The sequence below is a fragment of the Arthrobacter sp. 147(2020) genome (assembly GCF_013116715.1).
GTDB lineage: Bacteria > Actinomycetota > Actinomycetes > Actinomycetales > Micrococcaceae > Arthrobacter_D.
This window is the reverse complement of sequence record NZ_JABFOM010000011.1, coordinates 12,251-29,200: the sequence shown is the minus strand read 5'-3', so window position 1 is coordinate 29,200 and position 16,950 is coordinate 12,251. Positions and strand designations below refer to the sequence as shown.

Annotated in this window: 10 protein-coding genes; 2 read left to right on the top strand and 8 right to left on the bottom strand. The window is 62.2% G+C overall.

The window, feature by feature from the left end; translation table 11 throughout:
- Positions 1-309 precede the first annotated feature (309 nt).
- The 8 genes from HMI58_RS09445 to HMI58_RS09405 form a co-directional block, all read right to left on the bottom strand.
- The gene (locus HMI58_RS09445; protein WP_171619286.1) at positions 310-1,629 is read right to left on the bottom strand and encodes a Shedu anti-phage system protein SduA domain-containing protein; all 1,320 of its coding nucleotides are present in this window, start codon (positions 1,627-1,629) and stop codon (positions 310-312) included.
- Between the two features lie 129 nt (positions 1,630-1,758).
- Positions 1,759-3,615, bottom strand: coding sequence for a hypothetical protein (locus HMI58_RS09440; RefSeq protein WP_171619284.1), 1,857 nt, complete (start codon positions 3,613-3,615; stop codon positions 1,759-1,761).
- A gap of 8 nt (positions 3,616-3,623) precedes the next feature.
- Positions 3,624-6,188 carry a sensor histidine kinase gene (locus tag HMI58_RS09435; RefSeq protein ID WP_171619282.1) on the bottom strand — a complete coding sequence of 855 codons (2,565 nt, stop codon included), beginning with the start codon at positions 6,186-6,188 and terminating at the stop codon, positions 3,624-3,626.
- Complete coding sequence (locus HMI58_RS09430; RefSeq protein ID WP_171619280.1) at positions 6,181-7,524, bottom strand: hypothetical protein; 1,344 nt, start codon at positions 7,522-7,524, stop codon at positions 6,181-6,183. The genes HMI58_RS09435 and HMI58_RS09430 overlap by 8 nt, the downstream gene beginning before the upstream one ends.
- A 646-nt stretch (positions 7,525-8,170) precedes the next feature.
- Complete coding sequence (locus HMI58_RS09420; RefSeq protein WP_130629193.1) at positions 8,171-8,368, bottom strand: helix-turn-helix domain-containing protein; 198 nt, start codon at positions 8,366-8,368, stop codon at positions 8,171-8,173.
- A gap of 82 nt (positions 8,369-8,450) precedes the next feature.
- Positions 8,451-8,870, bottom strand: a complete 420-nt coding sequence (locus HMI58_RS09415; RefSeq protein WP_225668012.1) for a hypothetical protein — start codon at positions 8,868-8,870, stop codon at positions 8,451-8,453.
- A 153-nt stretch (positions 8,871-9,023) separates the two neighbouring features.
- The gene (gene mobF / locus HMI58_RS09410; protein ID WP_171619276.1) at positions 9,024-12,563 is read right to left on the bottom strand and encodes a MobF family relaxase; all 3,540 of its coding nucleotides are present in this window, start codon (positions 12,561-12,563) and stop codon (positions 9,024-9,026) included.
- Between the two features lie 55 nt (positions 12,564-12,618).
- Positions 12,619-13,497, bottom strand: coding sequence for a hypothetical protein (locus tag HMI58_RS09405; RefSeq protein ID WP_171619274.1), 879 nt, complete (start codon positions 13,495-13,497; stop codon positions 12,619-12,621).
- Positions 13,498-14,029: 532 nt separating this feature from the next.
- Here HMI58_RS09405 and HMI58_RS09400 point away from each other — a divergent pair.
- Both HMI58_RS09400 and HMI58_RS09395 read left to right on the top strand, forming a co-directional pair.
- Positions 14,030-15,685, top strand: coding sequence for an ABC-F family ATP-binding cassette domain-containing protein (locus tag HMI58_RS09400; protein WP_171619272.1), 1,656 nt, complete (start codon positions 14,030-14,032; stop codon positions 15,683-15,685).
- The gene (locus HMI58_RS09395; RefSeq protein WP_171619270.1) at positions 15,682-16,950 is read left to right on the top strand and encodes an MFS transporter; all 1,269 of its coding nucleotides are present in this window, start codon (positions 15,682-15,684) and stop codon (positions 16,948-16,950) included. The genes HMI58_RS09400 and HMI58_RS09395 overlap by 4 nt, the downstream gene beginning before the upstream one ends.

The window sequence follows — 16,950 nt, the reverse complement described above, 5'->3', positions numbered from 1 at the left end:
CGGCTCGTAGTGCACCGAGCACGAAAAAGCCCGCCAATCCCGACCCTGAGGTCTGGATTGACGGGCTTCTATCTGTCGGGATGACAGGATTTGAACCTGCGACCCCTTGACCCCCAGGTGCCAGGAGTAGTCCTCCAAGGCCGAATAGCCTAGGGTTCTGCCTTCCCAGGGAGAGCTTCACACGTCACGCTTTGCATGGTTTTCAGGTCGTTGGTCACCTAATTGGTCCACTCCACCGCGGGGGCCAAAGCGCGTCCCGGCGCTCCCCGGAAACTTGAAGCGGGGCGGTCGATGGCTCTGCCGCCCGCTTCACCATGGCAGTCGATTGAACTCCTCGTCCTCGTCTTCAGCGAAAAGCTCATCAAACGTGGACGCAGATGACACCGGAAGAGAAACGACCTGTTTGCCAACCTGCTCGTTCAGGTTGTCCACTGCGAACTTGGTCTTGTACAGAGCGTGTCCACTCAAGTTCCGCGCACCTCGGAGCAGCCAATCCCACGAGTGCACTGCGATTCTGGCGGCCTCCTCAGACCGTGCCCGAGACGCCTGCCGCTCGGCTGCAGGATCGTCGCGGCCGATGATCACAAGGCCCGGAGCGCGCGTAGTAAGCCCGTGATAGCCCTGCTCCATCTGCGCATAGCTCACATTGCGAGTGAGCCACTCCCGCCAGTCCTCAACCTGCTCTATTGCGTGTCGCGTCTGTTGTGCGAGCTTGCCCTTGTTCGTCAGAATCTTATGCCGCGCGCCCTCGATCTCAATCGTCACCCATTGAGGGCCGACGCTATTGATACCTAGGACGAGGAAGTCGGGCACATATTCGGAGCCAAGTCGCGGCTTCGGAATCACGAAGGTCTTCCAGCCTCCGACGACGGTTGATGCCAGCAGTTCGGGATACTGGGTCAGCACTTTTTGCAGCGGCTCTTCGCGTTTCTCCCCTGATTCGAGCAACTCTTCGAGCGCTCGAATCGCCTCCGGTGCCGGTACGTGACTCTTGAGTTCGTACTTCGCCAGAGGAGCGAAATTATCTAGGTTCGTGGAGGCTGAGACGGTCGCGTTCAGCACAGACTCACCGACGCTCTTCACCGCAGCCGCATACCCCGGAGATCCGACGCGCTCGACCGTTTCGAGATTGTTCGGCCATGCGCTCCGAACTGGCTTTAGCTTCATGAAGATCCGGCCACTGTCCTGGATGGTGGAAATGACCCTGCGTTCACCGGCCTTCCAACCAGCACTCGAAACGACATCGCCGACTTGGGGTCGCAGGGCACGCAAGCCACGAATCGTCTTCAGGATGTAGCGCGACTCAAACCATGCCGTCACCTCCTCGTGCGTACCCGTAATGAGGGACTCGGTACGGGTGACGCCTAATTCGTCCTCGATGTCCCCGAGTACTTCGGGGACATCGTCAACCGCTCGGAACCCGATTCTCAGCTCGGCGCTCAGATGGTGACGTATCACCACCGCCGCGACTGGCGCCGGTAACGAACCGGAAAGCGGCACTCCGAGGCTCTTCGCGACGACCAACTGCTCGGCTGAGGGCCCGGTTATCAGCGTATCGAGGCGGTCGGCAACCAACTGCCACCGAGGAAACGTTGTCGAGGACCCGGCCTGTCCGTCGCTGTTCAACATATCGCGCGTCCTCATTCCGCTCTCGTTGTTCCGATGGTCAATCCGAAGTCGTGACGCCGGCCGACCGTGCTGCGCGAGGACGTGCTATCCGGACGTTCGTGGTCGATAACTTACGTCTCCGTCCCGCAACTACACCTCTTCTTCGGCTTCGACAAACAAGGGAGCATCGAACGCTGGGCGTGCGTGATGGTTCGCGAGTAGCGCCAAGAGTCCCCGAGCGGCGTTATCGGCGATTCGCGCGTATCGCTCTAGTCCAAACTCGATCGTGTCTTTGGCCGGGTCAATCTTGGCGGTCAGACCGAGTTTGTGTTTGGGCTTCGTACTCAACAGCGCGGCTACCAGATGCCTGGTGACTGCTCGACCCTCCGCCTCTTTTCCCTCGACGACCGAGGTGCCCTGCTCCAAGGTCTTATATTCCTTGAGCAGGTCTGCGCACTCGGACTTCATCCGCTCGAATCGACGGAGCCAGGAGCTGGGGAGAGACTTCGAGGCTGATGCGTCTGTCTTGATGATCGACTTCCCGGTGCCACTGGTGATGCAGGCATCTAGCGCCAGTGTCGGCACATGAATTTGTCGAGCGAACTGGATTCGCCACAGTTCCTTTTCGCTAGGAATAAGAATTCCTACGTCTGCCTGGTTGTCTTTGAGGTCTTTATATGCGTCCGTGTCTGGGACTTTGACCGCTCGACGAATCTCGGTCAGAACCAGGGAGTTGAGTTCGTTGCCGCGTTTGCCGTCTGCTCGGACGCTAAGGTCACAGGCCTGCGCAAGAAGAATGTAGTACCTGTCGGCACCTCGTGACTTTCCGTTCGCAAGCAAGTCGTGTACGCGGAATATGTCGCCTATCTCCAGTGGAAGCGCCAGGCCGGAGAGAGTGGTTGCGTCATCGAACCGTTCATCCCACTCGATCTTGGAGATCTCGGACGGCTTCTCGGCCGCTTCGAAGTACAGTTCAATACCCGCCGCGTTGCGTAGTTGTTCTAGGGCGCCTTCGATGAAGGCGCCATCTCTCAGCTCTTTGGCTAGATGCTTGCGAGACACGGCAGCGGGCATTCGCATAGCTAGGTCGGTTTCGAAGACCCCTTCCGACCTGGCTGCTTCGAATGATGCGAGCAAGGCGTACCTGGTCACGTCACGCATGAAGTTGATACCTTGAGCGCCCGCGATCTCGAGACTCCGTATCGCGTGCGCTCTGAACTCTTCAAGTTCTCTCGAGAACAGCAGGACCCTCAGTGCTTCGGGAAACGAGTCCGTCTGGAGGCGCCGTTTCGCCACGACAATGACCGGTCGGGGCGGCGTAACGCCCGCGCTGATCTCGCGTGCGATCTCGTCTTCGCGCCCTTCGTCGGATGCTGTGTGGGTGAGCAAACCTACGTAAACGTGGTCGCGATCGTCTCGCCCTAGGACTCCCCGCACCAGGTCGTCTCCGGCGGTCGCGGACTGTCCCTCATTCTCGAAACTGCGATCGAACAGGAGGAGAGTCGGCCTCACATCGACGAGGAGCTGCTGTCCAGTGGCTCGCCATTCCACGAGCCCCATTCTGACTAGTTCAATGTCGTCGCCGAGCAGATCAGGTAGCGCAAGCAGGGCAGCGTTGTTGCTGACGACCGCCTCCGGTTGCCCTTCAAGAGGTCCTTCGCCTGCCGCGCGGGACGCAGCAAAACTCAGTTCGACTCGGTTGTCGTCGCCGAGTTCTTCCCAGCGCTCTTCTACTAGCGTGAGGGCTTCGTCCAAGTCGAGAGCATCGGCGGACCCGTCCTTCTCGTCCGGGAGAATGAACCGTGCGACCAGGACTGTGTCTAGGGTGCCTGCACGTAGCGCACCGATGACCGACTCCTTGCTTTGAATCTGACCTTGAGCATGGTCGTCATCCACGTTGATCACCCGGGTGATACCGAGAGCGTCCAACAGCTGTCGAGTCAGTCGCTTCGTTGGGGCAACATCCTCAGGCCCGTCGGACTGTTCGCTCAGTGCTTCGTCTGTCATGTCAGTTCTCAGGCATCTCTTGTCGACGATAGGGCTCGTGCGAAGCTCAATCGAAGGCGGCTTCGCCTCCCCTGTGCGTTTCGATCCGGCGCCAAGGTGATTGATGCGTCCATCGAGTCGAGGAGTTGTCGAACGACGAACAGGCCCAGTCCGCGTCCCTGTTGCGCGGGTTTCATGGTGATAAATGGCTCGAATGCAAGCTCCTCGATCGACTCATCGAACCCAATGCCGTTGTCCTCGACAGTGATGTGGGGCTCATCAACAGTCACCGTGATGACGCCCTCGTCGATCGTTTTCGTTGCTAGACCCTGGAGAAGCCAGTATTCGCTGTTCAGAACCAAGTTATCGAGGACCTGCGTGAGCTTTCCCGAGTTGGCGCGAATGGAGAAGTCGTTGACGATGTTCGTTTCCATTCGCAATCGGTTCGCTCCCCACCGTTCGAGGTAGTACCTGCGAAGAGTCTCGATCTCATCCGACATTCCAATGTCATCGCGGCGCTCGCGCATGTATCGCAGCGATGGCGTGAGACGCGAGACTTGTTTACTCAGCGCTCCGGAGGACGATCTCACGTGCTCAACGAATGTCCACACCCGCTGGTCCTTGTGGTTGATGCTATTGAGATATGTCGTGATCTGCGCGCTTCGAGCTCGAAGCCCATCACTGATGTGCTGCACCTCGTGCGCGAGCGTTTCCGCACTGAGGCCGAGGGCCACTGATTCCCATGCATCGCTAATCTGCTCCTGCGCCAGATCGATCTGTTGGGCGAGGAGTTCAACGCCTTGCTTCAGCGACTCTTGCTCGTTCAAGAGGCTGTCAAGGTTACGGATGAGGTCTTCGGCCTCTGAAGCAGCGTGACGAACCCGGGAGATCGTTTGATCCAGGGCGTTCGTCAGTGCCGGGTCCTGGAAGACCGTGGACTCGCTCACTTCCTTCTGTCGTTCGAGTTCCTCGGTCGCTTTCTGAATCTGCTGGATCGAAGAACTGGCGTTCGCCGTTTGACGCGCGAGACGGCTGGTTTCGTCGATCTGACTGGTTGCCTTGCGGATGAGGTCCTCGGGCGTCGCTCGCGGCTCGATGTTCGCCGCTTGTCCGAGTCGTTCTGCGCGGTACTCGTTGTAGCTTCTCCGCAGATACTCCTGGACCCGTCCTGTGTAGTCTGCCCAGGCGGTCAAGAGTCTGTAGAAGTTCCGGTACGCAGGAGTGTCCCTGAACGCTTCCCTGTTAGTTGTCTCTTCGAGGGCAGCATTTTCCTTCGCGCTGATACTGACATAGCCCGTGACGTTGCCGGGGCGGAGGCTGTAGTAGGACGCGCCGGATGTCCACTTGGCGCCGAGGCCCAGCCAGTCGTCATCGACCCGAACGCCGAATCCGTCGCGGTAGACCTTGATCCCAACGAGTGCCTTGACGAACTCGCGGTAGTCGGATGCCTTGTCAAAGACGCTGGTGGTGTCCCTGGTCAGTGGGATTCCGCTCACCTCGCCGTGGAATGCGCCGGGATTCACCGGAGCGTCACCGACCATCTCCACCTTGCTAAGTTCCTCTAGCTTCTGGCTGAAGGTACTCGTGAGGAAGTGCTTGTCGTCGCCTGGCTGGACGCCGAGAGCCTTTCCGTTCTTTGCTTTCTCGTTCAGCAGCCACTCGGTGAAGGCGTAGCCGTTATCGAAACCGATCAACTCGTCAAAGGTGGCGATGTCGGCCCGACCTTGCGGTGGACGGAGAACCTCCGCGGTGAATCGGCCTTCTATGGACAATTCTCTGCCGTCAAAATTGAAGCTGTAGGAGATCGGTGCGGCAGCCAGGATGCTCTGTGCAGTCTCGCGGAGGTTGATCGATTTATCGTCGATTGCGAGAGTCATCCGGAATCCGGCGACTCCCTCATATGGCGAGATCATCGCTGCCAACTCGCGTTGGAGGTCGTTGGTTTCGTTCTGTTTCCAGAATTCTGGGTCGCGCAGGCCGCGGATCTCCAGCGTCGTCCCCGGCTTCAACGATCCGGGCGGCAGCCGGTGTACCTCAATCGGAACGGCGTTGAGGCTATCGGCAGCGGCGAATCTGCTCCAGATCATCGACACCTTCAACGGCGGGGATTCTTCTGCTAGGTCCCGCGTGCGAGTGGTGAGTGTGAGCACGTCCCCAAGCCGTTGGGCGCCGAGGCGACCTAGCCCTTTGTCTCCGAGCGGAGTCCGCTTCTTGGCCGTAGTCTCGCCGCGCGCCTTCATTTCCTGCTTGTGGCTAAGCGACACGGTCAGCCACCCGCGACGAATTGCTTCAAGGTCCATGCCGATGCCGTCATCCTCAATCGTGATCGAGCCACGAAGTGTCGCGCGGGGCGTCTCGTCCGATTGCTCGCGAGAGTCTTCCGAGATGACTTCACCGGTTACCGCGTCGGTAAGGACGTTCGTATCGATGACGACTCGGACTCTGGTTCCGTCGGCATCGTATGAGTTCTTGACCAACTCGCTGAGAGCTTGCATGTCGTCGGTGATCAGGTCGGCACCCAGTTTGAAGACGACGGAAGGGTGAACCTCCAGCCGCAGCGTGTCGACAATCGTTTCGTCTACGGAGTCAACCATGGTCACTCTTTCGCCATGCTCGTGTGACCAGAATCCACTCGCGCGCCATGGTCGCACCTTCGCTGTTCTTCGCGGCCATGCGCTTGCGCGATCCCGGCAGCGTGCGCTCGATGATGGTGACTATCTCGTGATTCTCAGCTTCCAGAAGCTCCCGTGTGATGTCCACGAGCGGGAAGGTTCGTTTGCCTACACGTCGCTCTCCAAGAGTGAAGAAGCAAAAGGCACCGTCCTTGAGTCGTGCGCTGACGGCGCTGAGCGCATCACGATAGTCACGAGTAAACGACAAGACTTTGCGTCGCAGGGGCGGGGCGCTGTCAATCTCCAGGATGAATCGCTCTAAGGACTTCGAGACGCCTGCCAGCTCATCCCGGGCATCATCAGCGTGCTTGAGTGAACCACCCAAACTAAGTGAGTCGATCCGAGAGGTTGAGTTCAGAAGAGCTGGGTCAAAACCGCCGGGGATATCGCGCGTATCGATCCAACGAAGCGGAAGATAACTGTGCTGTCCGTACGGGACTGTTGTCTTGTTGTCTCCGTATGGAGGCGAGGTCATGAGCACGTCCGCCTTCCGGGGTGCTACCCAGCGATCGGTTACTGAACCGGGCAGCAGCGTCGCCGTCGGAAGATGATCGTCGCCAACGGCCGACATTTTCGTCCAGTGCAGCTTCAGACGCACGGCATTGCGCCCTGCGACCGCGCGGAACACCTTGATCGCGTCGGTCTCACGTCGGTCGATCTCATCTTGGGTGTAGGTGTGAAGCTTGAAGGTTGAGATGCGCGAGTTTGAGACTAAGCGGATGGTTTCGGCGAAGCAGATCCACATGAAGCGCCGGGTGACTAGATTGCTGCGGTGCTTGATTGCTTCCCGAAGGCTGGCGAGCCCTGCTTTGATTTCTGGTTTGAACCACTTGTCGACGCCTGGAAAATCGGGAGCCTGAGCGTCGCTATACGTCGTTAATGCCTCGCTGATCGTCCGTCGTATTGCGAGCTGGGCGGCACCCAAAGTCGGCGGCGTGGCCTTGACCTGGCAGAGCAAGATAGCAAGTGGGTTGATGTCGCTTCCGTGGAAGTCGAGCCCTCGATACAAGCTCTCCAGCATGACTGTCCCTGACCCCGAAAAGGGGTCGTACACGAGCGAAGTATCTGGTTCGATCGCGAGCAGGTCGTCTAGCAGTGCGCCTTGAAGTTCTGGGACCATCATCGCCGGATACTGGAAGAGCGCGTGGTTGCCTGACCGACTCCGTAGCGCGTTGAATGACCAGAACTCCGGGTCGTCCTGGATCCGTTGCGCAAGCAGGTCTCGCAGTAGGTCGGACGGACTGGCCGTCTGCTCCACGCGGGGCTGGATTGGGAGGCTCAAGCGGAAGTCCTCACGCGTGCAAACCTGGTGATGTCGACCGTATCCAGTGCCATCGAGGCAATCGACCCCCCGTCGGGCTGACGGCGCCCAAGCATCGAATCCGTCCGGTGCAGCCGCAGAGCCTGCACGAATCGGTGTTCAATGCTGGAGCCTGTGTAGAGACCTCGCTGGGGCCCAACATATTGCCGCCACCGGGACGGGTGGCGAGCGCTTTCATCCATCATCAAGACGTGTTGGTGACCGTGTTCGATCGCTCGCGCCACCGTCCATGTGATCTGCTCACGTTTCCAGGTGTTCGCAATCCCGCGTAGGCGTGAGTCACCCCATCCAAACAAGAGGTGGTCCGACTTTCGAATTGCATCTTCGATCCCAGGCCGGGCTGCCTGCCAGGCATCAGGAGTGGTCGCCAGCTCGGCAAGATCACGAGAGTTGCGGGTTTGTAGTCCGACAAGGTTCACGATCGACACTCGGCAGAAGCCCAGAGCTTCTGCGGCCACACGGAGATTCCCGTGACTGACAGAGTGGGGTCCTGAGAACGATGGGTTGAGCAGAACGGCGCACAGAGCGGGACCATCAGCGTTTCCGACCGAGCGAGCCATCGGGGCGGTCTCAATCTGCACAGTCACTGCTCCTCACGCGCCTTAGTGTCCTTGTCTCCTCTGACATAGGCGAGGACGTCGCTCTTCAGGAATCGCCAAGCGCGCCCTACCTTTTCCCCGGGGAGCGCTCCGTTGCGCGCAAGGGACAGAAGAGTCTTGCTACTGACGCGGAGCAAAGCTGCGGCTTCTTCCGCTGTCAGGACTTCGTGCTCTTCTGCCATCTTCCCGTAATCTCCTCTGGCGGGTCGTAAGTTCACGCTACCAGGGCGAGGGCTTGGGCTGGCGAAGCACGCTGAGATGAGGTCAAATTGACCCGCGAGATGCAGTCTCCGTACTCGCGGTCGGTCCAGCGTCAGATAACGACACCGACCCATCCGACGTGACGAGCTGCTCGACCTCAGGCAGCCGGCTGTGGTTTTCGCGTCGCTTCACGATCTGAACTCTGAGGAGTTGGAAGACCGACATCGGCCCGATCCAGGCCATCTTCAGCGCGTTCCAGATGAACAGAAGCACCAAGAGGTGCAGCCACCCGGGACCGCCGTTCTCTGCGAGCTGCGCGCAGATGCTCGCGGCGTACAGGTACGGGATCGCCAGCGCCATCGCTGGGACTCCCCATCGCAGGCCGCGCCTGGTGCGGATTGCGTCGAGCAGGATATTGGTGGGCATGTAGCGGCGCAGGAAGTACCGGGTGCGGACGCTGAGGGCCCAGATGAGTCGGAACATGGACAGTCCTCTCCAGGGGTTCGGCGACAAGAACCTGAAAGGACCGCCCGTTGCCGGGGAAGTCATACTGTCGCGACCAGCGACAGCGCCAATATAGAGGCCGCCTCGACGTCTACGATACGACTTCGCGGCGACACCGGGAAGGGCCGGCGATCAGAACGAACGGCCCAGTGGCTCGCGTCCACCTTGCCGCCCCGGCGCCTCTTCCGGGCCGGCTGTGACACTACGTGCCCCGTCGAGCGCCGCCTTCGCACGGGCCGCATCGATCTTCTGCGCGGTCGCCACCGGGGTGGGGCCGAGAGGAGTGTCGTCGGTGATGCCATATCGGTCGCGGTAGGCGGCCACGATGCGGGCATTCCTGAGCCAGGCGTGTCGCTTCGCCTGCGGGCGAGGTGGCGATCCGAGAGCTTTCGTCCATGCGGCTCCCTCGCTGAGGGCGCTGTCGAGCACGGCATCGGCTCGTTTTTCGATCAGGTCGCGTCGTTCGTCGAGTGCTTGGCGCATGTCGTCGGCCATGGGACCGCTCGCACCGGGGATAAGTCCTGCGATTAGCCGCGGTGCCTCGCGTCCGCGGCCGGAGCGTGCCGGGCGTGCGGTTGCCCGCGCCACCCGGTGGTGGAGGACCGAGGCGATGTCGTCGGCGTCACCGAATCCGCGCGCGGCCACGAGACGCGGGAGCAATCGGTCGAGGTCGTGATGGTTTGCCTCGGCCCGGCGTAGCTCGGCAGTCAGAGCCCCGAACGCATCGGAGTCGATGGCAGCGCTTGCCTGTTCTTCGGTGAGACCGGAGTCGTGGATGAGAGTGGCCCAGCGGTCGCGTTGAGCGGCCGCCGCGATGGTCTCGTACTCCGCGGCGAGCTGGGCGACCGAGCCCCACTGTTCCTGTTCGTTGGTGATCGTCTCGTTCGCGGACAGCTCGGCGCCGACGTGTTGCAGGACGCCGTAAAGCACGGAACGTGCCGTGGCGTCCGGGTTATCGCCCGGGTGCGGGGCGGCGTGGCCCTCGTCGGCTCGGTCGAGGACCACATAGGCGTGGTTGGAACGCTTGCCGCGGGTCATCGAGACGTAGAAGTTCTCCCTCGTCGTGGTCGGCTCCACCAGGACGTGCGCGGTGTCGGTGGTGATGCCCTGTGCGCGATGGGCCGTGACTGCGTAGCCGAGGTCAACGTGCTCGGCAACGTAAGCAGCCGGGAGCACGATCGCCGCGCCGAAGCGGCGTCCAGTTCGGCGGATGGTGACCGAGCCGTCGTCGCGGACGTACTTGATGGCCCAGGTGTCGCCGTTGCGGACCCAGTCCTTACCGTTGCGGAGTCGACGGTCGTTGCGGCGGGTGATGATCGTGTCCCCCGCGCCGGCCATCGTTCCGTCAGCGAGTTCGACTTCTGGGCCTGGCGTCAAGGTGCCGTCGAGAATGTGGTCTGCGCGGGCGCGGGTGTTGAGCGCGGTCGCCTGGTCGCGGGTCTCCGCGACCAGCACCGACGCCAGTCCTAAATCTCTGTCAGCTCGCCATGCCGAGTAGGCGGCATCGGTCATCAGGTCGGCCTCACCGCTTCGGATGCGGTCATGATCGAGGTAGGTGCCAATCACTGCCGTGCGTCCGTGACGTAACGCGAGTGATGCGGTCTTCTCCCACGCGTTCGTGAAGCGGTGGACGTCAACCAGCTCCGGCGCATCGTCCCGGCCGGCCACCAAGAGATTGAACGCGCCGCCTGCGTCTACGGACTGGAGCTGGGCGAAATCGCCGACCAGCAACACCTTCGCTCCTGCCCGCTCAGCCAGTTGCGTGATCCGATCTAAGGATAAGGTGCCGGCCAGCGACGCCTCGTCGATGATGACGAGCTGACCTGCATCAAACGAGGTTCCGTGCACGAGGTGGTTCTGCCACCATTTCGCCGTGTTCTCGGCCTGAATGCCGAGATCGTCTGCCAGCACTTGCGCGGCCACAGCGGAAGGCGCGAGTCCGACGACGGACCCTGTCCCGTGCTCGACTTCCCACGCGCGGCGCAGGGCATTCATGGCGGTCGTCTTGCCCGCGCCGGCGGGGCCGACCAGCACGTCGAGCACCCGGCCAGAGACGGCAATCTTCATGAGCGCGTCGGCCTGGTCCTCACTCAGCATCCGGCCCTCGGCGTCGGGGCGAGAGGTGATCTTCTCGACCGAGCCCACCGAGACCGCGGGTGCCGTCAGCGTGCGTGAGCGGTCGACCAGTCGGTCTTCGGCGTCCAGCAACAGCTCGGAGGAGAACACGGTCGAGTGCTTGGGCCGGAACACGCTGGTTCCGTCGACACGACGGAATGCCGCCGGACTGGTGGCAAGGTCCGGTGGGGTCAGCCGCAGCGACGCCTGTTCGGCAGCGTCAGCAATCATCCCGACGATCGCCTCTCGATCCTGCATGGACGCGAAGCGCCAACGCATCGTCTGACGCGAGGCCTCGGCCATCAAATTCCATCGCCGCCAGGTCGACCGCTTCTCGCCGACAATTTCTACCACCGCGGTACCGAGTTCTTCGAGGGTCTCCAGCGGCACGTCGTCGGCGCGCAGCAGGAGCGGGCTGTTGTTGTTTGTGAGGTTGCGCGCCCAGGTAGTGGCGTCCTGACCGAGAACGTCGGTGGCGCGCGATCGCCATTCGGTGGTGAGGTCAGCCAGCGACCGGACCTCTTTGTCGGGCCGTGTAGAGAGGGTTGCTTGGGCGCGCAGCTTCAGGATCGTCGCAGGGGGTGGCCGGCGACCGTGGTTGCTCACGTAGTCGGCGATGAGGCGGTCGGTCTCGGTATCAATGTGCCGGGCGCGGGTCGAGAACTCGGCCACCAACTCTTCCGGCACGCCGCTGATCGCCCATGCGGGATTGCGGTCACGACCCCTGTCACGCGCTTCCCACTCGACGCCGAAGGTGCGGGTCATGTGGTCGGCGAACACTGCCTCGTGCAATTCGGATAGCGCGACGACGGCTGCGTGCATCGGACGTCCATCGAGGCTCCGCCACTTCCCGTCTAGAGCGGTCTGGACCTTGTTGGAGATGACAACGTGAGTGTGCAGGTGGGGGTCACCGGCACGGGAGTCGAAGTGGTCGAAGGCCGTCGTGACCAGGCCTGTGACATCGACTTGCGCAACGGCTCCGTCTCCGGCGGTTGCGCCGGTGCGAGTGGCTGCAACCTCGCGTTCCATGAATGCAACTACCTCCGCAACTGCCGTGTGGTGCGCCTCCCCTATCAACGCTTGCGTCCCTGCATCCGCGACCGCCCACAACGCGGATGCAGATTTCGGAATCGAGAAGGTGAAGTCGAACCCGGCCACCGCCCGTCGTGTCTCCCGCTCGGTCTCCTCGGCCTGGATTTGCGCGACCGCGTCTCCCATTGCACCGGGAGACATTGTTGGGGCGAGGTCTGCGATCCGCGCCTCGATCCGCTCTGAGGCGGATTTGTAGGCCGGGAACGCTAGCCCGAGGGGATCTCCGGTGATCGGGTCACGGCCCATCCCCATGAGGAGCTGGAGCTGCGCCTCGGACACTCGATCACCCACGGCGAGCCGGCCGCTCCCGAGGGACGCGACGCCCGACCCGAGCCATTGGCCTGGCGGGGTTCCCGCCTCGGCGTAGTAGCGAGTCAAGGGCGTCGAGAACGACCTGTCGCCGTCTGCGGCGGCTACCGTACGCAGGAGGTACTTGTAGCCGTCACCGGCGGACATCACTCGCATCGAGACCGTCACACGCAGCAGGTGTGCCTGCCCGCGCTTGGCGCTGCCGGTCGCCTCAGGCGGGCAGCCTCTTGCAGGCGAACTCCCCGATCTGGTCCTCGATGAGGAACTCGTCGCCAACCATGTCCGCGTACATGGCCGCGATGCCTTCCGGTTCGCCCGCGGCTCGGAAGCGGATGCGGTCAGAGTCCGTATGGATCAGATAGGCGCTGCACTCGCACGAAGTCATGAATGCGTAGAACCGCCCCTGGTGCGCTTCTTGCAATAGCGCCGCGGGGTAGTAGATGTCGTGCTTGTGGCACAGCGCCGGGACTTTGATTGCACCGTTCTCGAAGGCGCTCTGCGGGAGGTGAGCTGCGTGAGACCAGGGTTGCAGCCGCACCTCCCCACCCGTTGCGCGCAACGTCCCCCCATCCGCGAGAGCGAGCAGAGACGTCGCCGTGCACGTCTGCCCCGCTGGCCACATCACCGACGTTTCCGACGGCCACAACTGTGGCATCCCCAGCTCCGTCATCGTGTCTGCCTGAAGTCCTGGAGTGGTGAACCGCACGCCGTGCAGGAGGAGCGCCCCGAGGACGATCGTCATCGCGTAGCCCTGGGGCAGCGGCGGCTCGGGAAAGTCTGGGATGCGAACCGTCAGCGGAGTGACGCGTACAGCCGAGAATCCCTTGACTCCCTCGAATCGGCCGACCCAGAACTGGCTGAAATCCAGCGGTTGCACCAGCTCGCGGCGCTCGTAGAGTGCCCTGTACTCCGACGGGGCGAGCCCGTAGCCGTTTTCTCGCTGCTCCTTGCTAGAGAGGAGCATCGCTGTCAGCGCGGTCTTCTGCACCCACGTTGCGATCGCCGCCTGGTCTTCCAGCGCGATGGTCCCGGGCTCGTCGAGGATCAACGGGGTCAGCACTCGCTGCGCGACCGTTTCGAGGTTGCTCATCCACCCGTTGTTACACCAGCCGCAGAAGCTCTTCACCGTTTGCCGGAATGGGGGCTGCTCCCCCATGTCGCGCGGCAGAGCATTTAACGGGCCCGCGTGATGACGCATCGGAGCGAGATCCAAGCCAGTCCTGCTCACCCACTGACCGAAAACGTGCTCGCGGGTAAGGGGCCCCACCGACCCGCAGAAAGCACAAGATTCAGGCATGCACCCATTCTCCGGCACGGGTGCCGCTCCTCGACCTGCAAGAGGCGTGGCAGCTCCGGGCGCGAAGCCGCTTCGGACAGCGAGACCGGCTGCCCGAGACCGCGGGTGCTTCGGGGCGAGCGGAACGGCCCTGGCGAGAGTTCAGCCTTGTCCTGTACACTCATCAGATGCATTTGTACTTCCTGTGACGGCTGAGTAGGCCCACCGCGCTCGTTGAGTAACTCCGAGCCCGCGGCGGTCGCTCGTTCTGACCCTTCCTAGGGTCGCCGTCATTTGCGTACCCGATTGCCTCTCGGCTTCTGGTGCGCCGTATCGAAGGATTCGAATGCTCACCCCTACCAACCGTCATCCGGCGCGCCATCACGCGCAGCTCACTGCCACCGACGTCTCTGTAATGAGGGGCACGATGTCTGTGCTTAATTACGTCAACCTCGTCGTCACGCCCTCATCCCGAGTCGCGATCGTGGGAGAGAACGGGCGCGGAAAGTCCACCCTCCTGCACGTCCTGGCCGGCACATTGCCGCCCGATAGCGGAACTGTGCAACGCACTGGCACTCTTGGTCTCGCCGAACAGGAGATGACAGCTGCCGACGAGAGAACCGTTGGCCAGGCTGTGGCGGACTCAATCGCCGAACCGCTTGCGGCGTTGGCGACATTCGATGCAGCCGCTCGCGCGCTTGCCAACGGAATAGATGGAGCCGCAGAGGAGTACGCCGCCTCGTTGGAACTCGCCGAGGCGCTCGATGCCTGGGATGCCGAGCGGCGCGTGCAGATAGCGCTCGAAGCCCTTGAGGCGGAGACCGACAAGACTAGGTTGCTCGCTGATCTATCTGTGGGGCAGAGGTATCGGGTCCGCTTGGCTTGCCTCTTAGGCGCGGACCATGACTTCCTACTACTCGACGAGCCCACCAACCATATTGATCGCAGCGGACTCGATTTCTTGACGGCGCAGCTCCGAAGTCGCAGCGGCGGTGTGGTCGTTGTCAGCCACGATCGAGCCCTGCTGTCCGACATTGCGGACACCGTTGTCGATCTTGACCCGACACTGGATGATCGCCCGCGCATCTACGGCAGCGGTTACTCCGGATACAGGGAGGGGCGCCAAGCCGAACGCGTCCGGTGGGAGCAGGATTACGACCGCCAGCAAGCCGAGCATGCCCGCCTGCAGGAGAGCCTTAGCGCCGCACAGAACAGGCTCGTCTCGGGATGGCGTCCGGAAAAGGGCACCAATAAGCACGGCCGCGCAACCCGCGCCAGCGGGATCGTGCAGAACGTGCACCGGCGCCAGGAAGTCCTCGAAGCTCACGCCATTACGGTCCCCGAACCACCGCAGCTCTTCCGGTTCCCCGACCTTCCGACAAGGACCGGGGCCGTCCTCATTGATGTTGACAACGTCAGTGTCGCAGGGCGGCTGACCGAGCCGGTTTCGTTCTCGCTCTCACACCGTGGCCGCCTCGTGGTGACCGGACCGAACGGCGTCGGCAAGTCGACGCTGCTGAGCATCGCCGCAGGCGATCTGAGTCCGGACACCGGAACTGCTCGGTGTCCTCGTGGAACGCGGCTGGGCTACCTCCGCCAGGAAACCGCCCTGCCAGAGGACCGGAGGGTCAGCGAGCTATATGCCGCGCACGTCGGCGAACTCATCGCCGCAGGCGTCATGAAATCCTCGGAAGCCATCGGCCTCTCACAACTCGGTCTCCTGCGTCCGCGTGAGGCGGGCAAGCGCGTGGGAGAGCTGTCGATGGGGCAACAGCGCCGACTTGATCTGGCCCTCGTGCTCGCGACACGTCCCCACGTGCTGCTGTTGGATGAACCCACCAATCATCTCTCCAGTGCGCTCGTTGATGAACTCACCGAGGCTCTCGGCGCAACTCAGGCGGCCGTCGTTCTCTCGACGCATGATCGGCAGCTCCTCCGTGACGTGGAGGATTGGCCGAGTCTTCAACTGACGGCGTCGGTCGATCGCGAGGCACTCGTATGAGCGAGAAGAAGTTCGACCGGATGCGTGCCTTGCGGCCTCTGGCGACTCGGGACTACCGCCTTCTGTTCGCTGCGGTGGGCATCGAGGTTTTCGGAACGGGTATGTGGACGATCGTCATGGTCTTTCAAGTGCTCGCGCTTGATGACAGTCCTCTTGCGCTCTCCGCGGTCGCAACAGGCATGAGTCTCGGCCTGTTCGCGTTCTCGATTCTCGGCGGCGTGGTCGCGGATAGATTCTCCAAACGACGAATCATCATCACCGTTCAGGGGTGCACCGCCGTCGTCATGGGTATGGTGGCCGTTCTATCGCTCACCGGAACGATCGAGCTGTGGCACGTCGGCGTCGCCTCGTTCGCGATGGGCGCCGGAAGCGCGTTCTTCTACCCGGCGTACAGCGCGTACTTGCCAGAGGTACTTCCGGCAGAACAACTCCTTGCTGCGAATGGACTCGAGGGCGCACTACGCCCATCGATGGGTCAAGGGCTCGGCCCCGCTCTCGGGGGAATCGTCGTCGGTCTTTTCTTCCCTGCCATCGGGGCGGCAATCGTCGCGGGCTCGTACTTGGTTGCATTCGTCATCACTCTGTTCCTCAGCCACCGCGACGAACCAGTTCGCGGCACATCGCCTGAGGAGCGTGCGAGCATCTGGGGAGACCTCCGTGCGGGAGTAAGTTACGTGTCGCGCACGCGCTGGCTGCTCTGGACGCTGATTTTCGGTTCCTCACTCGCGCTCATCATCCAGGGCCCGATCGAGGTGCTCCTGCCCTTCCTTACCCGCGACCGATTCGAGGACGCCGAAGCGACTTTCGGATTCCTCCTCGCTGCATACGGGATCGGCGGGGCGGTCGGCTCGCTCGTCGTGTCGTCGCTGAAACTCCCGCGTCGCTACCTCACGTTCATGATCGTCTGCTGGGGCGGGGGCACGCTTCCTCTCGTGGGTATCGGCGTCGCCAACAACCTGATCCTGATGCTCGGAGCGCTGTTCCTTGTCGGCGCAACGACGGGAGCCGGGGTCGTTGTCTGGGGGACACTGCTTCAGCGACTCGTGCCGCTCGACATGATCGGCCGAGTCGCGAGCCTCGACTTCTTCGTCTCGATCGCGTTCATGCCGGTCTCGATCGCTATAGCCGGCCCTCTTTCGCTCCTCGTTCCCATTCCCACGATCTTCGTGATCGCAGGAGTCATCCCACCAGTTCTGGCGCTCATCGCGCTGATGGCTGGGCGCATGCGAGAAAGCGAGGTACGGCACCCCCTGGACGCTCGCTGA

What these genes read in the sequence shown, in the direction of transcription:
- HMI58_RS09445 (WP_171619286.1), bottom strand. Translation starts at nt 1,629, where the DNA reads ATGTTGAACAGCGACGGACAGGCCGGGTCCTCGACAACGTTTCCTCGG.
- HMI58_RS09440 (WP_171619284.1), bottom strand. Translation starts at nt 3,615, where the DNA reads ATGACAGACGAAGCACTGAGCGAACAGTCCGACGGGCCTGAGGATGTT.
- HMI58_RS09435 (WP_171619282.1), bottom strand. Translation starts at nt 6,188, where the DNA reads ATGGTTGACTCCGTAGACGAAACGATTGTCGACACGCTGCGGCTGGAG.
- HMI58_RS09420 (WP_130629193.1), bottom strand. Translation starts at nt 8,368, where the DNA reads ATGGCAGAAGAGCACGAAGTCCTGACAGCGGAAGAAGCCGCAGCTTTG.
- HMI58_RS09415 (WP_225668012.1), bottom strand. Translation starts at nt 8,870, where the DNA reads ATGTTCCGACTCATCTGGGCCCTCAGCGTCCGCACCCGGTACTTCCTG.
- mobF (WP_171619276.1), bottom strand. Translation starts at nt 12,563, where the DNA reads ATGCGAGTGATGTCCGCCGGTGACGGCTACAAGTACCTCCTGCGTACG.
- HMI58_RS09405 (WP_171619274.1), bottom strand. Translation starts at nt 13,497, where the DNA reads ATGAGCAACCTCGAAACGGTCGCGCAGCGAGTGCTGACCCCGTTGATC.
- HMI58_RS09400 (WP_171619272.1), top strand. Translation starts at nt 14,030, where the DNA reads ATGCTCACCCCTACCAACCGTCATCCGGCGCGCCATCACGCGCAGCTC.
- HMI58_RS09395 (WP_171619270.1), top strand. Translation starts at nt 15,682, where the DNA reads ATGAGCGAGAAGAAGTTCGACCGGATGCGTGCCTTGCGGCCTCTGGCG.